The organism is Kribbella koreensis (genome assembly GCF_039525325.1).
GTDB classification, from domain to species: domain Bacteria; phylum Actinomycetota; class Actinomycetes; order Propionibacteriales; family Kribbellaceae; genus Kribbella; species Kribbella koreensis.
Genome location: NZ_BAAAHK010000020.1, coordinates 168,544 through 183,858, shown reverse-complemented (window position 1 = coordinate 183,858; position 15,315 = coordinate 168,544). Strand labels below are relative to the sequence as shown.

Annotated in this window: 14 protein-coding genes; 7 read left to right on the top strand and 7 right to left on the bottom strand. The window is 68.8% G+C overall.

The features are described from left to right. Positions 1-38 precede the first annotated feature (38 nt). From ABD116_RS35950 to ABD116_RS35940, 3 genes are all read left to right on the top strand, one after another. Positions 39-971, top strand: a complete 933-nt coding sequence (locus ABD116_RS35950; RefSeq protein ID WP_425552224.1) for an ABC transporter ATP-binding protein — start codon at positions 39-41, stop codon at positions 969-971. After that, positions 968-2,140, top strand: coding sequence for an ABC transporter permease (locus ABD116_RS35945; protein WP_343981144.1), 1,173 nt, complete (start codon positions 968-970; stop codon positions 2,138-2,140). Before ABD116_RS35950 ends, ABD116_RS35945 begins: the two co-directional genes overlap by 4 nt. A gap of 108 nt (positions 2,141-2,248) precedes the next feature. Continuing rightward, complete coding sequence (locus ABD116_RS35940; protein ID WP_343981141.1) at positions 2,249-3,214, top strand: LysR family transcriptional regulator; 966 nt, start codon at positions 2,249-2,251, stop codon at positions 3,212-3,214. Between the two features lie 51 nt (positions 3,215-3,265). On the opposite strand, the gene ABD116_RS35935 is transcribed toward ABD116_RS35940, so the two are convergent. After that, positions 3,266-4,723, bottom strand: coding sequence for a hypothetical protein (locus tag ABD116_RS35935; protein ID WP_343981138.1), 1,458 nt, complete (start codon positions 4,721-4,723; stop codon positions 3,266-3,268). Between the two features lie 185 nt (positions 4,724-4,908). Further along, on the bottom strand, positions 4,909-5,628 hold the full coding sequence (gene lipB, locus ABD116_RS35930) for a lipoyl(octanoyl) transferase LipB (protein WP_343981135.1): 720 nt from the start codon (positions 5,626-5,628) through the stop codon (positions 4,909-4,911). A gap of 120 nt (positions 5,629-5,748) precedes the next feature. Between lipB and ABD116_RS35925 the strand changes: the two genes are divergently transcribed. Next, positions 5,749-7,032 (top strand): protein kinase domain-containing protein, encoded by a 1,284-nt coding sequence (locus ABD116_RS35925; RefSeq protein ID WP_343981132.1) that lies wholly within the window; start codon positions 5,749-5,751, stop codon positions 7,030-7,032. Positions 7,033-7,103: 71 nt separating this feature from the next. Here the strand turns inward: ABD116_RS35925 and ABD116_RS35920 are convergent, their stop codons facing one another. The 3 genes from ABD116_RS35920 to lpdA form a co-directional block, all read right to left on the bottom strand. Next, a complete protein-coding gene (locus ABD116_RS35920) occupies positions 7,104-7,991 on the bottom strand; it encodes a TIGR01777 family oxidoreductase (protein ID WP_343981129.1) in 888 nt (295 codons plus the stop codon). Positions 7,992-8,123: 132 nt separating this feature from the next. Beyond that, positions 8,124-10,073, bottom strand: a complete 1,950-nt coding sequence (sucB, locus tag ABD116_RS35915) for a 2-oxoglutarate dehydrogenase, E2 component, dihydrolipoamide succinyltransferase (RefSeq protein WP_343981126.1) — start codon at positions 10,071-10,073, stop codon at positions 8,124-8,126. 105 nt (positions 10,074-10,178) lie between these two features. Next, the gene (gene lpdA, locus ABD116_RS35910) at positions 10,179-11,567 is read right to left on the bottom strand and encodes a dihydrolipoyl dehydrogenase (RefSeq protein ID WP_343981123.1); all 1,389 of its coding nucleotides are present in this window, start codon (positions 11,565-11,567) and stop codon (positions 10,179-10,181) included. A gap of 136 nt (positions 11,568-11,703) precedes the next feature. On the opposite strand from lpdA, the gene ABD116_RS35905 reads away from it, so the two are divergent. After that, positions 11,704-12,021: a hypothetical protein gene (locus ABD116_RS35905; RefSeq protein WP_343981120.1), complete on the top strand. Its 318-nt coding sequence runs from the start codon at positions 11,704-11,706 to the stop codon at positions 12,019-12,021. 45 nt (positions 12,022-12,066) lie between these two features. After that, complete coding sequence (locus ABD116_RS35900; RefSeq protein WP_343981117.1) at positions 12,067-12,465, top strand: nuclear transport factor 2 family protein; 399 nt, start codon at positions 12,067-12,069, stop codon at positions 12,463-12,465. A 16-nt stretch (positions 12,466-12,481) separates the two neighbouring features. Here ABD116_RS35900 and ABD116_RS35895 read toward each other — a convergent pair whose 3' ends face one another. Further along, positions 12,482-13,252 carry a carbon-nitrogen hydrolase family protein gene (locus ABD116_RS35895; protein ID WP_343981114.1) on the bottom strand — a complete coding sequence of 257 codons (771 nt, stop codon included), beginning with the start codon at positions 13,250-13,252 and terminating at the stop codon, positions 12,482-12,484. A gap of 29 nt (positions 13,253-13,281) precedes the next feature. Between ABD116_RS35895 and ABD116_RS35890 the strand changes: the two genes are divergently transcribed. Next, a complete protein-coding gene (locus ABD116_RS35890) occupies positions 13,282-13,923 on the top strand; it encodes a GntR family transcriptional regulator (protein ID WP_343981112.1) in 642 nt (213 codons plus the stop codon). On the opposite strand, the gene ABD116_RS35885 is transcribed toward ABD116_RS35890, so the two are convergent. Further along, a complete protein-coding gene (locus ABD116_RS35885; protein ID WP_343981108.1) occupies positions 13,910-15,238 on the bottom strand; it encodes an MFS transporter in 1,329 nt (442 codons plus the stop codon). The genes ABD116_RS35890 and ABD116_RS35885 overlap by 14 nt on opposite strands. Positions 15,239-15,315: the final 77 nt, after the last annotated feature.

Here is a 15,315-nt window from a genome sequence, read left to right as displayed (position 1 = left end):
GTGGTGGCTACTCCTGGTGATGGGAGTGGATCGGGTGGATGCCTGGTTCTGGGGGCCGGAGTAGTAGAGGAACGGTGAACGGGATGCTGAGCGTGGCTGGGTTGACCCGGCGGTTCGGTGAGCACCTCGCGCTGGATGACGTGAGCTTCGACGTGCGGCCGGGTCGGATGACTGGGTTCGTCGGGGCGAACGGGGCCGGCAAGACGACGACGATGCGGATCATCCTGGGGGTGCTGGCGCCCACGGGTGGCGCGGTCACCTGGAACGGTCAGCCGTTGTCGGCCGAGGTGCGCCGCGACTTCGGGTACATGCCCGAGGAGCGTGGGCTGTACCCGAAGATGAAGATCCGCGAGCAACTGGGCTTCTTCGGACGGCTGCACGGACTCGGGTCGCGCGCTGACGAGCGGGCCGACAAGCTGCTGTCCCGGCTCGGGCTGGCCGAGCGTGCGGGGGACACCCTGGAGACGCTGTCCCTGGGCAACCAGCAGCGGGTGCAGATCGCTGCGGCGCTGATCCACGAGCCGATCGCGTTGGTGATGGACGAGCCGTTCAGCGGCCTCGACCCGCTGGCGGTCGACGCGATGGTGGACCTGCTGCGCGAAGAGGTCACCCCGGAGGTACCGGTGCTGTTCTCCAGCCATCAGCTGGAGCTAGTAGAGCGGCTGTGTGACGACCTGGTGGTGCTGTCCCGGGGCAAGGTGGTTGCCGCTGGCCCCGTTTCCGAATTGGCTGCCGGGCCGACTACGACGTACCGGCTGGTCGTCGGTGGGGACGCGGGGTGGCTGCGGGACGTACCGGGGATCACGGTGCGGGACGTGGCCGGTGCGGCGGCGCTCTTCGACGTCGGGTCCGACGACGACGGGGACCTTGTGCAACAAGTTCTGCAGCAGGCGATGAGTCGTGGGCCGGTACTGGAGTTCGCGCCCGAACGGCAGGCCCTCAGCGACGTCTTCCGGGAGGCGACCCGATGAACAACGACACCCTGCGGCACCCGTGGCAGCTGGTGGCCCAGCGCGAGATCAGTACCAAGCTCCGCGACAAGACCTTCCTCGGCTCGACAGCGTTCATGCTGATCGTCGTGCTGGCCGCGACCATCATCCCGGCGCTGATCTCGGGGATGGGCGGCAAGGACAAGATCGCCGTACTCGACGATTCCGGCGCAAAGATCGTCGCCGTCGCGGACGCGGTCAAGGGCGGCGACAGCTACGAAGCCACCCGTACTACGGACGTCGCGTCGGCCGAGAAGCTGGTCCGGGACGGCGATGTGAAGGCGGCGTTGCTGCCGGGCAAGGACGGGTTCGAAGTACTCGGGAAGCAACGCGTCGACAGCGAGTTGCAGACCAACCTGCGGGAAGCGGCCGTCAACCTCGGGATGGAGGCGAACGCGGGGCGTGTCGGCATGACGCCCGAGCAACTGCGGGCTGGCACCCAGGTGCAGGAGCGGCTGCTCGATCCGGGACCGTTGCCCGAGGTCGTGGCCGGGTTCGTCAACATCGGGCTGGCGCTGATCTTCTACATCACCGCGCTGAGCTTCGGGATGATGATCGCGCAGAGCGTCGTCCAGGAGAAGGAGAGCCGGGTGGTCGAGATCCTGGCCGCCGCGATCCCGATCCGGGCGCTGCTGTGGGGCAAGGTGATCGGCAACACCGTGCTCGCGCTGGGGCAGATCGTGGTGATCGCGGTCGCGTCGCTGATCGGGCTGATGGTGACCGGCCAGGCCGACATCCTCAAGGTGATCGCGCCGGTCGCGGGCTGGTTCGTGGTCTTCTTCGTCCTCGGGTTCGTCGCGCTGGCGGGGCTCTGGGCGGTCGCCGGGTCGCTGGCCACCCGGCAGGAGGATCTCGGCTCGACGACGTTGCCGGGGCAGATGATCCTGATGATTCCGTTCTTCTTCTCCGCTTTCGCCGGCGCCGAGGCCAAGACCGTTGCCTCGTTCATCCCGATCGCCTCGTCGATGTCGATGCCGGGACGGATGCTGACCGAGCACGTGCCGGTGTGGCAGCCGCTGGCCGCGATCGCGATCCTGCTCGTGACGACCGTGCTGATCATCCGGCTCGGGGCCCGCCTGTACGAGCGGACGCTGCTGCAGACCGGGCGGAAACTCGGTTACCGAGAGGCGATCTCGCTGAAGGCGTCCTGACTTATCGTGATAGTCCGGCCGGCGTTACAGAAATTTAGTGGGCTGTGACGAAACCGCAACACGCGGCGACTGTGTACCGGCGCGCTGGGTGGACTACGGTCACAACGCATGAACGTCGAGCTGCGCCACCTGCGGGTGGTGGTCCTGGTGGCAGAAGCGGGGTCCGTCGGCCGGGCCGCCCGCTGGCTGAAGGTGAGCCAGCCGAGCCTGACGGCGCAGCTCAAGCGGATCGAGTCGGCCTTCGGCGGCGAGCTGTTCGAGCGCTCCCGCACCGGCGTCACCCCGACCGCTCTCGGCCGGTACGCCGTGGATCGGGCCCGGGCGATCCTCGTCGACGTGGATCATCTGTCCGCGACGGTGTCGGCGATGACGGCGGTGGAGTCGAGCGCGGTCCGGCTCGGTGGGTTCCCGACGGCGCCGATGTCGGGGATCGCGAGCCGGCTGCGCGATCACGGCGAGATCGAGCAGGTGAGCATCGAGGTCGAGTGGGCCACCAGCGTCTTGTTGCAGCAGCTGGAGAGTGGGCGGCTGGATTTCGCGTTGCTGCGGGAGTTCCCCGGATTCGAACTGCGGTTGCCCAGCGGGGTCGAGGCTTGCACGATCGTTGAGTCGGAGTCGGCTTACGTAGTACTGGCTGCTGATCACCCGTTGGCCGTGGCGACGCGGCATCGTGGGGAGATCGAGCTGGCGAGTCTGGCCGATGAGGAGTGGATCGGGGAGCCGCCGGATGACAGCGGGTTCCATGTGTTGTTCCGGGGAGCTTGTGAGCAGGCGGGGTTCCAGCCGCGGATCGAGCATCACTCGGTGGACACCTCGGTGCTGATGGGGTTTGTGACGAGTGGGCAGGGCGTGGCGTTGATTTCGCCTACGTCGTACCGGATGTTGTCGTCCGATGTCACCACCCGGCCGTTGGTGGGGGATCCGATCCACCGGCGGTTGATGCTTGCCTGGAGCACCGAATCTCCGCGGGCGCAGATGGCGGGGGATGTGTGCCAGATGGCGATCCATGCTTATGACGAAGCGTTCGCCGAGCATGCTCGGTGGGGGCAGCATCAGCGGATGCACGTCGCCTGAAACGTCGAAGAGCCTCCACTTTCGTGGAGGCTCTTCTCTTTGGCTTTGTTGTCAGCTGCGGAACTGGCCCGGGAGCTCCATCCGCTGGGTGGCCTGCTCGGCCGGGTTCTCGAACGCTCCGACGAAGAACTCGCCGGTGTCGTCGACGTCCGGCGGGTCCATCCGCTCGCGGTACTGCTGGCCCATCTCTTCCTTGCGCAACGCGGCCTTGGGCGCCTCGGCCTTGGGTGCCTCGGCCTGGGGCGGCTGGGCTTGCGGAGCCTTCGGCGCTTCCGGCCGTGCAACAGGCATCGGCTGGGTGGCCTCGCCGCCGTCATCGTCCTGCGAACCGCTGCTTTGTGGACTGCCGACCTGAGGCGCGGCGGCAGGAGCGCCACCCGCGACTCGCGGCGCAACAGGCTTGACAGCCTCCGGCTCAGGCACCGGCACCGGAACCGGCTGAGCAACAGTCTCCTCAGCCACCGGCTCCTCCACCGGCACCTGCTGCGTGGCAGCCTCCGCCGGCGCAGACTCTTCCACCGGCACCTGCTGCGTGGCAGCCTCCGCCGCGGGCTCTACCACCGGCACCTGCTGCGTAGGAGCGTTCGCCGGTTCTTCCACAGCCACCTGCTGTGTTGCGGCCTCGGCGGGCTCTTCTACCGGCACCTGCTGCGTTGCAGCCTCTGCCGCGGGTACCTGCTGCGTTGCAGGTTCCTCAGCCGCTACCTGTTGGGTCTCTACCTCGTCCGGCGCTTCTTCGGGCTCCGGGGTGGGGTCTTCGTCGTAGCTGTCGGCAACGGTTTGGTTGCCGGTGGGGACCATCACGGTCTCGTCGGCGTCCGTGGGGACGAGACGTGTCTCGTCGCGATCGTCGTCGTACTCCGTCGGCACCTCGGAGCGGGCGAACTGCGCCGTCTGCTCGTCCGCCTGGTTGCGCGGCCTGAACGGCGTCGGCTCCTCCTCGAACAGGTCGTCGTAGTTGCTGTTCCCGAAGTTGTTCCCGAACCGGTCGTCCGGCTGGTAGTCGCCCCCGGCAACCGGATACGCGCCCACCGGCTGCGGCGGCTGCGGCATCTGCTGCGCCTGCACCGCGGCCTCCTGCTCACGCTGCCGGCGCTCCGCCTCCACCCGCTCGCGGCGGCGCCGCTGCACCGACCGCACGATCGACTGGATCCCGAACACCAGCGAGATCACCGCGAGGATCGGCACCACGCCGTTTCCGGTGTACTGCTTGATCCCGTCGATCATCCCCGACGTCACACCCGGCACGTCGTTGAGGAAGTTCGTCATCCGGTTGGGGATCCAGTGCACGGTGTAGATCATCGCGCCGAAGGTCAGCGCCGCCCCGAGTGCCGCGGCGCCCGAGAAGTACGACACCACGGCCCAGAAGATCAGCGCACCGATGCCGTAGGCAAGCGCCATCTCCTTCGCGTTCAGCTTGATACCGCCGTCCGCCGCGAGGACGCCGAACATGGCCGGCCCGACGAGCGCTACCGCGATGCCAAGGAGGAAGCCGAGAAATTTGGACACATCCCCACCGTAGCGACGTTTACGCTCCGCACAGCGCAGACACTTCGCTCAATCTTTACGCTCCGCCCCGACGGGCCGTACGCCGATGGCGCCGCACGACCGATGGCGAGGCGCCGCGGGCAGACGGTGAGGCAGTCCGGCTCGGACGGTGAGGCAGTCCGGATCAGACGGTGAGGCAGTCCGGATCAGACGGTCAGGCCGTACGTGATGCCGGACGGGGCCGGGTCGTCGGAGTGGTCGAGGTCCGGCGTGCGCTCGTACTCCTGCCAGGACAGCAGCACGTCCAGGTGCCGCCGGACGGGCTCGAGCACCTCGGCGATGGACACGTCCCGGCCGAGCTCCTTCGACAGTGTGGTGACGTCGGCGTCGGCGATCCCGCACGGCACGATCCGGTCGAACCAGGTCAGGTCGTTGTCGCAGTTCAGCGCGAATCCGTGCATCGTGACGCTCTGCGCCACCCGGATCCCGATCGCCGCGATCTTCCGCTCCCGCCCGCGCTCATCGGCCGGCACCCAGACACCGCTACGGCCTTTGACCCGCCCGGTCCGTACGCCGAGCTCACCGCAGACCGCGATCAGCGCCTCTTCCAGCCGGCGCACATAGTCCACGACGTACACGTGTGAGGCGAGCTTCACGATCGGATACCCAACCAGCTGGCCGGGCCCGTGCCAGGTGATCTTGCCGCCACGGTCGACGTCGACCACCGGCGTACCGTCGACTGGTCGCTCGTGTGGCTCGGTGCGCTTGCCGGCTGTGTAGACCGGCGGGTGCTCGAGCAGGATGACCGTGTCGGAGCCGGTGCCGTCGGCAACCTGCGCGTGGAGCCGCCGTTGCTCGGCCCAGGCCGTCTCGTAGTCCACCGCGTCGGCGCCGAATCCGGCCTCCACATACTTGATAGCCCTCACGCCTTCGAGTGTAGGCCGCCCGTTCCGCGGCCGTTCGCCGCCATCCACAGGACCCCGGCCGGGCTGGTGGCTGTGGATAACTTCCGGGCCGCCGGCGCCGATCCGGGCACTCTCTTGGGTATGGAATCCGAGGACATCTCCGGCTACGGCTTGCGCCGTGGGCTCGGGTCCGGCTCGGCCGGTACCGTCTGGCTGCTCCGGGACCTGGCCACCGGGCGGCACGCTGTGCTCAAACGCATCCCGAAATCCGCTGTCATGGCGCCGAAGGAGTTCATCGGCGACCTCGACCTCGCCCGCACCATTGACCACCCACACCTCGCCCGCCTGCTCGAGGTCAGAGAGTCCGATCGAGAGTGGCTCCTCTTCAGTCAGTACGTCGCAGCCGGCACGCTCACGTCGCTGCTCGAGCGCCGTGGCGCCCTCTCGCCAGGCGAACTGGTCACCCTGATCAGCCCACTGGCCCAAGGTCTGTCCGCCTTGCACCGAAGCGGTCTCACCCACGGGCACCTGGACCTCAACGACATCATGTTCGACGCCGACGGCCGACCGGTCATCACCGACGTGGGCCTCCGTGCCCTGGCTCCACCCAGCACTCCTGCCGCCGACCTCACAGCCCTGGGCGCCATCGCCCACCAGGCCGGCGGCACCCCCAAAACCTTCCCCGCAGCCCTCTTCACCACCACCGCAGACGTCCTGGCCCAGCAAACCCTCCACCGAGCCACCCCACTCCCCATCTCCCTCAACTTCACCCAGGAGGCCGAGCCCACCCCAGCCCCACCTTCGCCCGCCATCAGCTTGCGGCGACCTCAGCCTCCAGGCCAAAGACGCGGAGGCTTCCGGCAATCCGCACTGAAGTTCCTGCGCACCAAACGCGCCGCCTACGGGATCCTCGCGGCCTGCGGAGCGGGTGCGCTGACAACCCTTGCCATCGGCTTGGCAGCCGCCGGCGTCCTCGGCCAACCAGCCCCCAACCCCACCGCCGTCGACAAACCCAGCACGCCGCCAGCTCAACCGACACGGGCCACCGAAGGTCAGTGGCTGCAGACCTTGCAGGCTTTGGATGTACGCCGCTCGCACGCGTTCGCCACGCTCGACCCCACCGAGCTGAACTCCGTCTACGTCCCCGGCAGCTCACCCTGGTCCGCCGACCGCGATCTCCTGTCCTCCTACCGAAAGCAGCAACTCCACATCGAAGGACTCCGCCTCCAGATCCATTCCGTGACCGTGGAAACCCAAGGCAAGACAACCGTCGTGCTACGCGTGGTCGACCGCTTCGTCGCAGGCGTGGCAGTCACCCCAGCCGGCCGGCGAACAACCTTCCCACCAGGCAAACCGACAACCCGCCGCGTCACCCTGACGGCAGCCGCCAACACCTGGCGCATCTCCGAGATAGCCGAAGCATGACGCCCCGGAGCCGCAGGGCTGAGGACGTGACGCGGAGGGCGCCGGTCGAGGGCGCCCGGCACGAAGCTGCGTCAGGCGAGGGCGGACGCGAGGGCGGTCTCCGCCGTGGGGTGTTTGAAGGTGTAGGAGGAGGAGAGCAGTGCGTTGGGGAGTGCGCGCTTGCTGCCGATCAGTTCCCAGGCGAACTCGCCGAGGACTGTGGTGAGGACGAACGAGGGGACCGGCACCAGCGTGGGGCGATGCAGCGCGGCACCGAGGGCCTTCGTGAACTCCTGGTTGGTGGTGGGCTCCGGCAGTGTGACGTTCACCGGCCCGGACACCTGGTCGTTCTCGGCGCAGTGCCGAACCGCGCCGAGCCAGTCGGTCAGCGAGACGACCGGGAAGTACTGCTTGCCAGAGCCGAGGCGTCCACCGACGCCCATCCGGAACGGCAACGAGAGCAGCTGAAACGCCGGAGCCGTGCGTTCGAGCACGACGCCCGTACGCAACGCAACCACCCGGCAACCAGCTTCGCGCGCCGGGTCGGCCGCACCTTCCCAGACCCGCACCACGTCGGCGAGGAACCCATCGCCGAGTTCGGACTCTTCGGTCAGGATCTCGTCGCCACAGTCCTTGCCGTAGCCGCCGATACCGCTCTGGGTGATGAACACCGGCGGCCGCTCCAGTTGCGCGGCGGCCTCGGCCAGCGTGGCCGTCGTAGTGACCCGGCTCTCCCGGATCGCGTTCCGGTACTTCGGGGTCCACGGCCGGCCGATGTTCGCGCCGGCCAGGTTGATCAGGACGTCGGCGTTGTCCAGCGCGGAGGGATCGAGCTGTCCTCGCGCGGGATCCCAGCGGACCTCGCTCGGCTGCGACGGCTCACGCCGTACCAGCCGGGTGACCTGGTGGCCGTCGGCCAGCAGGTCCCGCGCCAACGCCTTACCGAGGAAGCCGGACGAACCGGCGAGCACATATTTCACGAGTCACAGCTCCGGCTTCTCGGTGAGGCCGCGGCCGGCCTGACCTTCGTCGATCGGGTCAGGCCGGAGCGGCGGCCAGGCAACTTCCATCTCGTCGGATCAGATCGCGGACGCTACCTGCGTCCGGCCGGATCAGACGTCGAACTGGGCTTCCTCGAGGCGCTGCTTGACCGCGGTCAGGTAGCGGGCCGCGTCGGCGCCGTCGACCAGGCGGTGGTCGTAGGTCAGCGCCAGGTAGACCATCTGCCGGATCGCGATCGTCTCGCCGAGCTCCGGGTGGGTGATGACCACCGGGCGCTTGACGACCGAGCCGGTCCCGAGCATGCCGACCTGCGGCTGGTTCAGGATCGGGGTGTCGAACAGCGCGCCCCGGCTACCGGTGTTGGTGATCGTGAAGGTGCCGCCCGCCATCTCGTCCGGCAGCACCTTGTTGGTGCGGACCCGCGCGGCCAGGTCGGCGATCTTCTTGGCCAGGCCGGCGATGTTCAGGTCACCGGCGTTGTGCACGACCGGGACCATCAGGCCCTTCTCGGCGTCCACGGCGATGCCCAGGTGCTCGGCGGCGTGGTAGGTGACCTCACCGGCCTCGTCGTTGATCGAGGCGTTCAGCTTCGGGTACTGCTTCAGCGCGTCCACCGCGGCGAGCGCGAAGAACGGCAGGAAGGACAGCTTGACGCCCTCGCGGGCCTCGAACTCGGCCTTCTTCGCGTTCCGGAGCTTGGAGATCTCGGTGACGTCGACCTCGACCACGGTGGTCAGCTGCGCCGAGACGTGCAGCGAGTTGACCATGTGGCTGGCGATGGCCTTGCGGATCCGGCTCATCTTCTCGGTCGTACCGCGCAGCGGGCTGATCGGCGCTGCCGTCTTCGCCGCGGCGGCGGAGGCGGGAGTGGCGGCTGCTGCCGGAGCTGCGGCGGCCGCGGCCTTCTGGGCCTCGGCGGCGGCGAGCACGTCCTGCTTACGGATCCGGCCACCGACGCCGGTGCCCTGGACCGCGCCCAGGTCGACCGAGTGCTCAGTCGCCAGCTTGCGGACGAGGGGGGTGACGTAGTTCGGACCCTCTGACGAAGACCCGTTGGACGACGCAGCCGGAGCCGACGGCGCGGCAGCCGGTGCTGCCTGCGGGGCCGGAGCCTGGGCTGCGGGCTGAGCCGGCGGAGCAGCCTGTGCTGCCGGAGCCTGGGCAGGTGCCTGCGGCGCGGGAGCCTGCGTGGTCGGCGCCTGAGCAGCGGGTGCCTGGGCTGCCGGTGCCGCCTGCGGGGCCGGGGCTGCAGCGGGTGCGGCGGCCGGAGCGGCCGGGGCCTGGGCTGCGGGGGCCGGGGCGGACTCGGCGGGGGCGGGTGTTGCCGGGGCGGAGGCGGCTGGGGCTGCGTCGCCGGAGCCGACGATGGCCAGTTCGGCGCCTACCTCGACGGTTTCGTCCTCGGCGACCTTGATCTCCAGCAGCTTGCCGGCGACCGGCGAGGGGATCTCGGTGTCGACCTTGTCGGTGGAGACCTCGAGCAGCGGCTCGTCCACCGCTACGTCATCACCAACCTGCTTCAGCCAGCGCGTGACGGTGCCCTCGGTGACGCTCTCGCCAAGGGCGGGCAGCGTGACCGATGTGCCAGCCGCGGGCGCGGCAGCAGAAGACGAGTTGTCAGCGGCGGCCTGAGCCGGAGCGGCCTCCGCCTGCGGCGCGGCCTCGGCCGGAGCAGCTTGGGCCTGCGGCGCAGCGGCGGCAGGCGCGGCCTCCTGGGCCGGGGCGGCCTGTGCTGCTGGGGCTTCCTGGGCCGGGGCGGCCTCAGCGGGAGCGGCCTCGGCGGCGGGTGCCTGGCCGTTGGAGTCGGGGGCGGGGGATTCGCCGGCGTCGCCGATTACTGCTAGTTCGGCGCCTACCTCTACGGTTTCGTCCTCGGCGGCCTTGATCTCCAGGAGAGTGCCGGCCACGGGGGAGGGGATCTCGGTGTCGACCTTGTCGGTCGAGACCTCCAGCAGGGGCTCGTCGACGGCAACCGTGTCACCGACCTGCTTGAGCCAGCGGGTGACGGTTCCTTCGGTGACGCTCTCCCCGAGGGCCGGCAGGGATACAGAGGTCGGCATGACGGTCGTTGCTCCTTCGTCTATTCGGTTCGAGTTCAGCCTACGGTGCCGCTCGAACCGGCGGGATCTGGGTCAGCCGGACCCGCCGGTAGGAGCAGCCGAAATCTATTCGTGGAAGTGCAAGGGCTTACCGGCGAGCGCCATGTGCGCCTCGCCGAGGGCCTCGTTCTGGGTCGGGTGGGCGTGCACCAGCGGCGCGACGTCGGCGGGGAAGGCCTCCCAGTTGTAGATCAGCTGCGCCTCGCCGATCAGCTCGCCGACCCGGGAGCCGACCATGTGCAGGCCGACCACCGCGCCGTCCTTGGCCCGGACCAGCTTGACGAAGCCCTGGGTCTTCAGGATCTGGCTCTTGCCGTTGCCGCCGAGGTTGTAGTTGAGGATCTCGACCTCGCCGTACTTCGCCTTGGCCTGCTCCTCGGTCAGCCCGACGGAGGCGACCTCGGGCTCGGAGTAGGTGACGCGGGGGATGCCGAGCTCGTCGATCCGGGCCGGGTTCAGCCCGGCCAGGTGCTCGACGACGAAGATGCCCTGCTGGAAGCCGCGGTGCGCGAGCTGCAGGCCGGGCGCGATGTCGCCGACCGCGTAGACGCCCGGCACGCTGGTCTGCAGGTTCTCGTCGACGGTGACGAAGCCGCGGTCGAGCGCGATGCCGACCTCCTCGTACCCGATCCCGGCCGTGTTCGGACCGCGGCCGACCGCGACCAGCAGCACCTCGGCCTCGATCACCTCGCCGCCGGCGACGGTGACCCGGACCCCGTTGTCGTGGGTGTCGACGGACTCGAACGGCGTACCCGTCTTGAAGGCGATCTTGCGCTTGCGGAAGGCCCGCTCGAGTGCCTTGCTGCAGTCGGCGTCCTCGGCCGGTACCAGCCGGGGCAGCGCCTCGACGATCGTCACCTTGGTGCCGAACGAGGTCCACGCGCTGGCGAACTCGACACCGATCACGCCGCCGCCGAGGATCACCGCGGACTCGGGCACCCGGTCCAGCGTCAGCGCGTGCTCACTCGCGATCACCCGGTTGCCGTCGAGCTCCAGCCCGGGCAGCGAGCGGGAGTACGAGCCGGACGCGATGATGACGTTCTTGCCGGTGTACGTCGTGCCGTTGACGGCGACCGTCCGCGGCGAGGTCAGTCGTCCCTCGCCCTCGATCACGGTGATGCCGCGGGACTTGATCTGCCCCTGCAGACCCTTGAACAGCCGGTCGACGACGCCGTCCTTGTACTTGTTCACGCCGCCCATGTCGACGCCCTCGAGCGTCGTCCGGACACCGAACTGCTCACCCTCGCGGGCCGAGTCGGCCACCTCGGCGGCGTGCAGCAGGGCCTTGGTCGGGATACAGCCGCGGTGCAGGCAGGTGCCGCCGAGCTTGTCCTTCTCCACCAGTGCGACCGACATCCCCAGTACTGCGGCGCGCAGCGCGGCGGCATAGCCACCACTACCTCCGCCGAGGATCAACAGGTCGTACGTCGTGCTGCTGTCTGCCGTGTTCGTCACGAGGTTCCTCCGTGGGGCGTCAAGGTCGGCGGGCGGCCCCGGATCGCGGAGTTCCGGCCCGGGCGTCATCTTGTCACCGTCGGCGGTCCGCGTCGCTCCCGGGCCGGATTTGCAGGAATGGTGGACACTAGCTCCCATGAAGTGGTTCGGTCGCCGGCAGAAGCCGGGCACGATGCGCAAGTCGGACAACCCCGACCAAGCGCACCTGCGGGAGTTCGCCCAGACACGGCAGGGTGTCGAGGGGTTCGTCGAGCCGCGGACGGCGGTGACGGACTACACGCTGCTCCTGGTCGCCATCGACGGCGAGTGGACCCGCCGTCGCGTCCCCTCGGTCCAATGGGCCCACCAGTTCGCCAACAAGCTGGGCATCCCCTCCTACGACGCCGCCGTGGTCGGCTACCCGCCCCGCATGCGGGAGTACAACGCCCGGATGAAGAAAAACGGTCTCGCCTGACCGGCACCAGTGCGCAATGGCCGTGGCCGGGCGCATTCTGAGGGCATGTCTGATCGCGAAGAGTTCCTGACCTGGGTCAGGACCGCGCTGTACGAAGCCGAGCTGGCGCTGCACAACGGCGATCCCGCTCCCAGGCGGGCCCTCTGGTCTCGCAACGAGCCCGTCAGCGTCCTGGGGGCCTGGCGCAACGCCCACGGCCAGCAGGAGATCGACGAGCTCTTCACTGCCCTGGGCAAGAGCTTCTCCGACTGCACGTCCTACGCGTTCGAGCTGATGGCCTACGACGTGGTGGGCGACATGGCCTATACGGCCGGCCTCGAGCACACCTCTGCCTCGGTCGACGGACAGCCACGCACCTACACGCTCCGGGCAACCCAGGTGTATCGCCGCGAGGGTGGCGATTGGAAAGTAGCCCACCGCCACGGCGACACTGTGGCCGACTGATCAAGGCGCCGAGTGATCACAGGATCGGGACCCGGGCGCGGACCGTAGCGGGCAGGTCCGTGTCGATCTCGCCCACCAGAAGGCCGGGATCGGCAGCGAGGTGGCTTCGGGTGTGGCCCAGCGGATCGACCAGGGCGCTGCGACCGATGCCTAGCGGGTCTGTGCCTACTGGGGGAGTCCAGGCCTGGTCGCAGGCCAGGAGCCAGGATTGGGCGTCTGATGCTCGGGCGCGAGTCAGCAGGTCCCACTGCTCTTCCTTGGCCGGGCCTGCGCCCCAAGAGGCCGGTACGACGATCAGCTCCGCCCCGGCCCGGCCCAGGTCGGTGAACTGGGCGGCGAAGCGTAGGTCGTAGCAAGTCGCCAGTCCGACCCGGACCCCGTCCACCTCGATCGTCACCAGCTCATTGCCAGGGGCAACCAGGTCGGACTCGCGGGAGCCGAAGGCGTCGTAGAGGTGGATCTTGCGGTACGACGCCTCGACGCCCGGGCCGGTCGCCAGCAGGGTGTTGTGGACCCGCCCGTCGTCGGCAGGCTCGAACAACCCGGCGATCACCACCACGCCCCGGTCCGCCGCGACCTTGCGCAGGCCGGTCGCAAACGGGCCGTCGAGTGGTTCGGCGACAGCGCGCAGGTCGGTGCCGAAGGCGGCCAGGGTGGCCTCGGGGAGGGCAACCAGGGTGGCGCCGGCGTCGGCGGCACGGCGTACTGCTTCGGTGGCGGTGGTTAGATTGGCGGCTGGGTCCGGGCCGGTGCTGATCTGGGCCGCCGCGACGCGCAGGGATGTCATGAACCCTCCAAAGGCTGTATACATTGAGTATGCAATTGAGTGGGGACTCCGGCCGGGACCGTGCCTACCAGTACCTGCGTGGGACCGTGCTGAGCGATCCAGCGGTCTCCGGGACGTTCATCAACGAGCAAGCCGTCGCGACCGAGGTCGGCATCTCCCGTACGCCGGTACGCGAAGCCCTGCTCATGTTGGCCGCCGAGGACCTGGTGCAACTCGTCCCACACCGCGGAGCCTTCGTGGCACCCGTGCCGGGCCGGGAGATCGCCGAGATGATGCAGGCCCGCGGCGTCATCGAGTCTTGGGCCGCGACCACCTGCCTGGCCTCACCCGATGGCGCGCCGGTGGACGCCATGTCCGCGGTGCTCGAGCAGCAGCGGGCCATCGTCGAGGCGGGCGACGCCAAGGGGTTCATTGAGCTCGATAGCCAGTTCCACGCGCTACTGGTCGAGGCGGCCGGCAACACCGTGTTGGGCCGGCTGTACGACAGCCTGCGCGCTCGCCACGTGCTCCTGGGAGTAGTGGCGTTGCAGCGGAGCACTACCAGGCGCCAGGACGTACTGGCCGAGCACCAGGCGATCGTGGACGGTCTGGCCTCCGGCGACCCGGCGAAGGCCGAGGCGGCCATCCTGCGCCACCTCGACACCACCGGCTCCATCCTCATGCAGGGCTGACCGCGGCCGCGGCAACCGGCGCATCCTCGTCCTGCACCGCCCGGCCGAGCCGCAGGCCGACCAGCGTGACGACACAGGCCACCACGATGTACAGCGCGATCACATACCCGGTACCGGTCTTCGCCAGGAAGTAGGTGAAGGCCAGCGGTGCCAGCGCACCCCCGATGATCCCGGCGAACGTGTAAGCGAGCGAGCTACCCGTGTACCGCAGCCGCGCCGTGAACTGCTCCGACACAAACGCCGCCTGCGGCCCGTACATCAGCGAGTGGAACACCAGCCCGATCACCACTCCCGGCAGCACAGTGGCCAGCGAAGACGCCATCGCGAAGAACACCACGCTCCAGATGGCTCCACCGACTGCACCGATCCCATAGATCAACCGCCGCCCATACCGGTCGGAAAGCCAACCAGACAAGGGAATCAGCCCCACCTGGAACGCAGACCCGACCAGTACAGCCGTCACCGCCTCACCGCGACTCATGTCCAGGTTCTTGGTCGCATAGGTCAGCACGAAGACGGCGAACATCGCATAGAGCACGTCCGGCCCCACCCGCGACAGGATCGCCGCGACGAGCCCGCGCGTCTGCGTACGCAGTACCTCCGTAACTGGAGCAGTGGGCCGATCCCCGCGCGCCTCCAGCTCCTTGAACACCGGAGTCTCCTCCAGCTTCGTCCGGATCAGCAGCCCGAAGGCAACCAGTACTGCCGACAACAGGAACGCAACCCGCCAACCCCAGCTCAAGAACTGATCCTCCGACAGCAGCCCCGCCAGTACGGCCAGTACGCCGTTAGCCATCAACGTGCCGAGCGGCGGACCCACCTGAGCGGCAGAGGCCCAGAAGCCCCGCTGCCTGGCCTGGCTGAACTCACTGCTCAGCAGGACCGCGCCACCCCACTCACCACCGACACCTACACCCTGGATGAACCGCAGGAACACCAGCAGGGTCGGCGCAAGTGCCCCGGCCTGCGCATGGGTCGGCAGCAGCCCGATGAAGAAGGTGGCGATGCCGATCAGCAGCAGCGTGGCGACCAGCACCTTCTTGCGGCCGATCACGTCGCCGAGGCGGCCGAAGATGATGCCGCCGAGCGGACGGGCGATGTAGCCGACGGCGTACGTGCCGAAGGCCTGCAGGGTCCCGGTGAGCGGCTCGCTGCCCGGGAAGAACAGGTCGCCGAAGACGAGCGCCGCGGCGGAGCTGTAGACGGCGAAGTCGTACCACTCCAGCGACGTGCCGGACAGGCTCGCCGCGAAGGCTTTGTACAGACTCCGGCGATCACCGGCGACGGAGCCGGTGGGGGCGGTGGGGGTGGACATCGGGGTGGACCTCCTCGCGTCGTTGCTCCATACTTGCTGTATACAACGTGTTCACGCAAGCCCTGACTCGAATTCAG

Bases quoted from the DNA above. Each gene is read 5' to 3' on its own strand.
- ABD116_RS35950 (WP_425552224.1), top strand. From the start codon at position 39: ATGCCTGGTTCTGGGGGCCGGAGTAGTAGAGGAACGGTGAACGGGATG.
- ABD116_RS35945 (WP_343981144.1), top strand. From the start codon at position 968: ATGAACAACGACACCCTGCGGCACCCGTGGCAGCTGGTGGCCCAGCGC.
- ABD116_RS35940 (WP_343981141.1), top strand. From the start codon at position 2,249: ATGAACGTCGAGCTGCGCCACCTGCGGGTGGTGGTCCTGGTGGCAGAA.
- ABD116_RS35925 (WP_343981132.1), top strand. From the start codon at position 5,749: ATGGAATCCGAGGACATCTCCGGCTACGGCTTGCGCCGTGGGCTCGGG.
- sucB (WP_343981126.1), bottom strand. From the start codon at position 10,073: ATGCCGACCTCTGTATCCCTGCCGGCCCTCGGGGAGAGCGTCACCGAA.
- ABD116_RS35905 (WP_343981120.1), top strand. From the start codon at position 11,704: ATGAAGTGGTTCGGTCGCCGGCAGAAGCCGGGCACGATGCGCAAGTCG.
- ABD116_RS35900 (WP_343981117.1), top strand. From the start codon at position 12,067: ATGTCTGATCGCGAAGAGTTCCTGACCTGGGTCAGGACCGCGCTGTAC.
- ABD116_RS35895 (WP_343981114.1), bottom strand. From the start codon at position 13,252: ATGACATCCCTGCGCGTCGCGGCGGCCCAGATCAGCACCGGCCCGGAC.
- ABD116_RS35890 (WP_343981112.1), top strand. From the start codon at position 13,282: ATGCAATTGAGTGGGGACTCCGGCCGGGACCGTGCCTACCAGTACCTG.
- ABD116_RS35885 (WP_343981108.1), bottom strand. From the start codon at position 15,238: ATGTCCACCCCCACCGCCCCCACCGGCTCCGTCGCCGGTGATCGCCGG.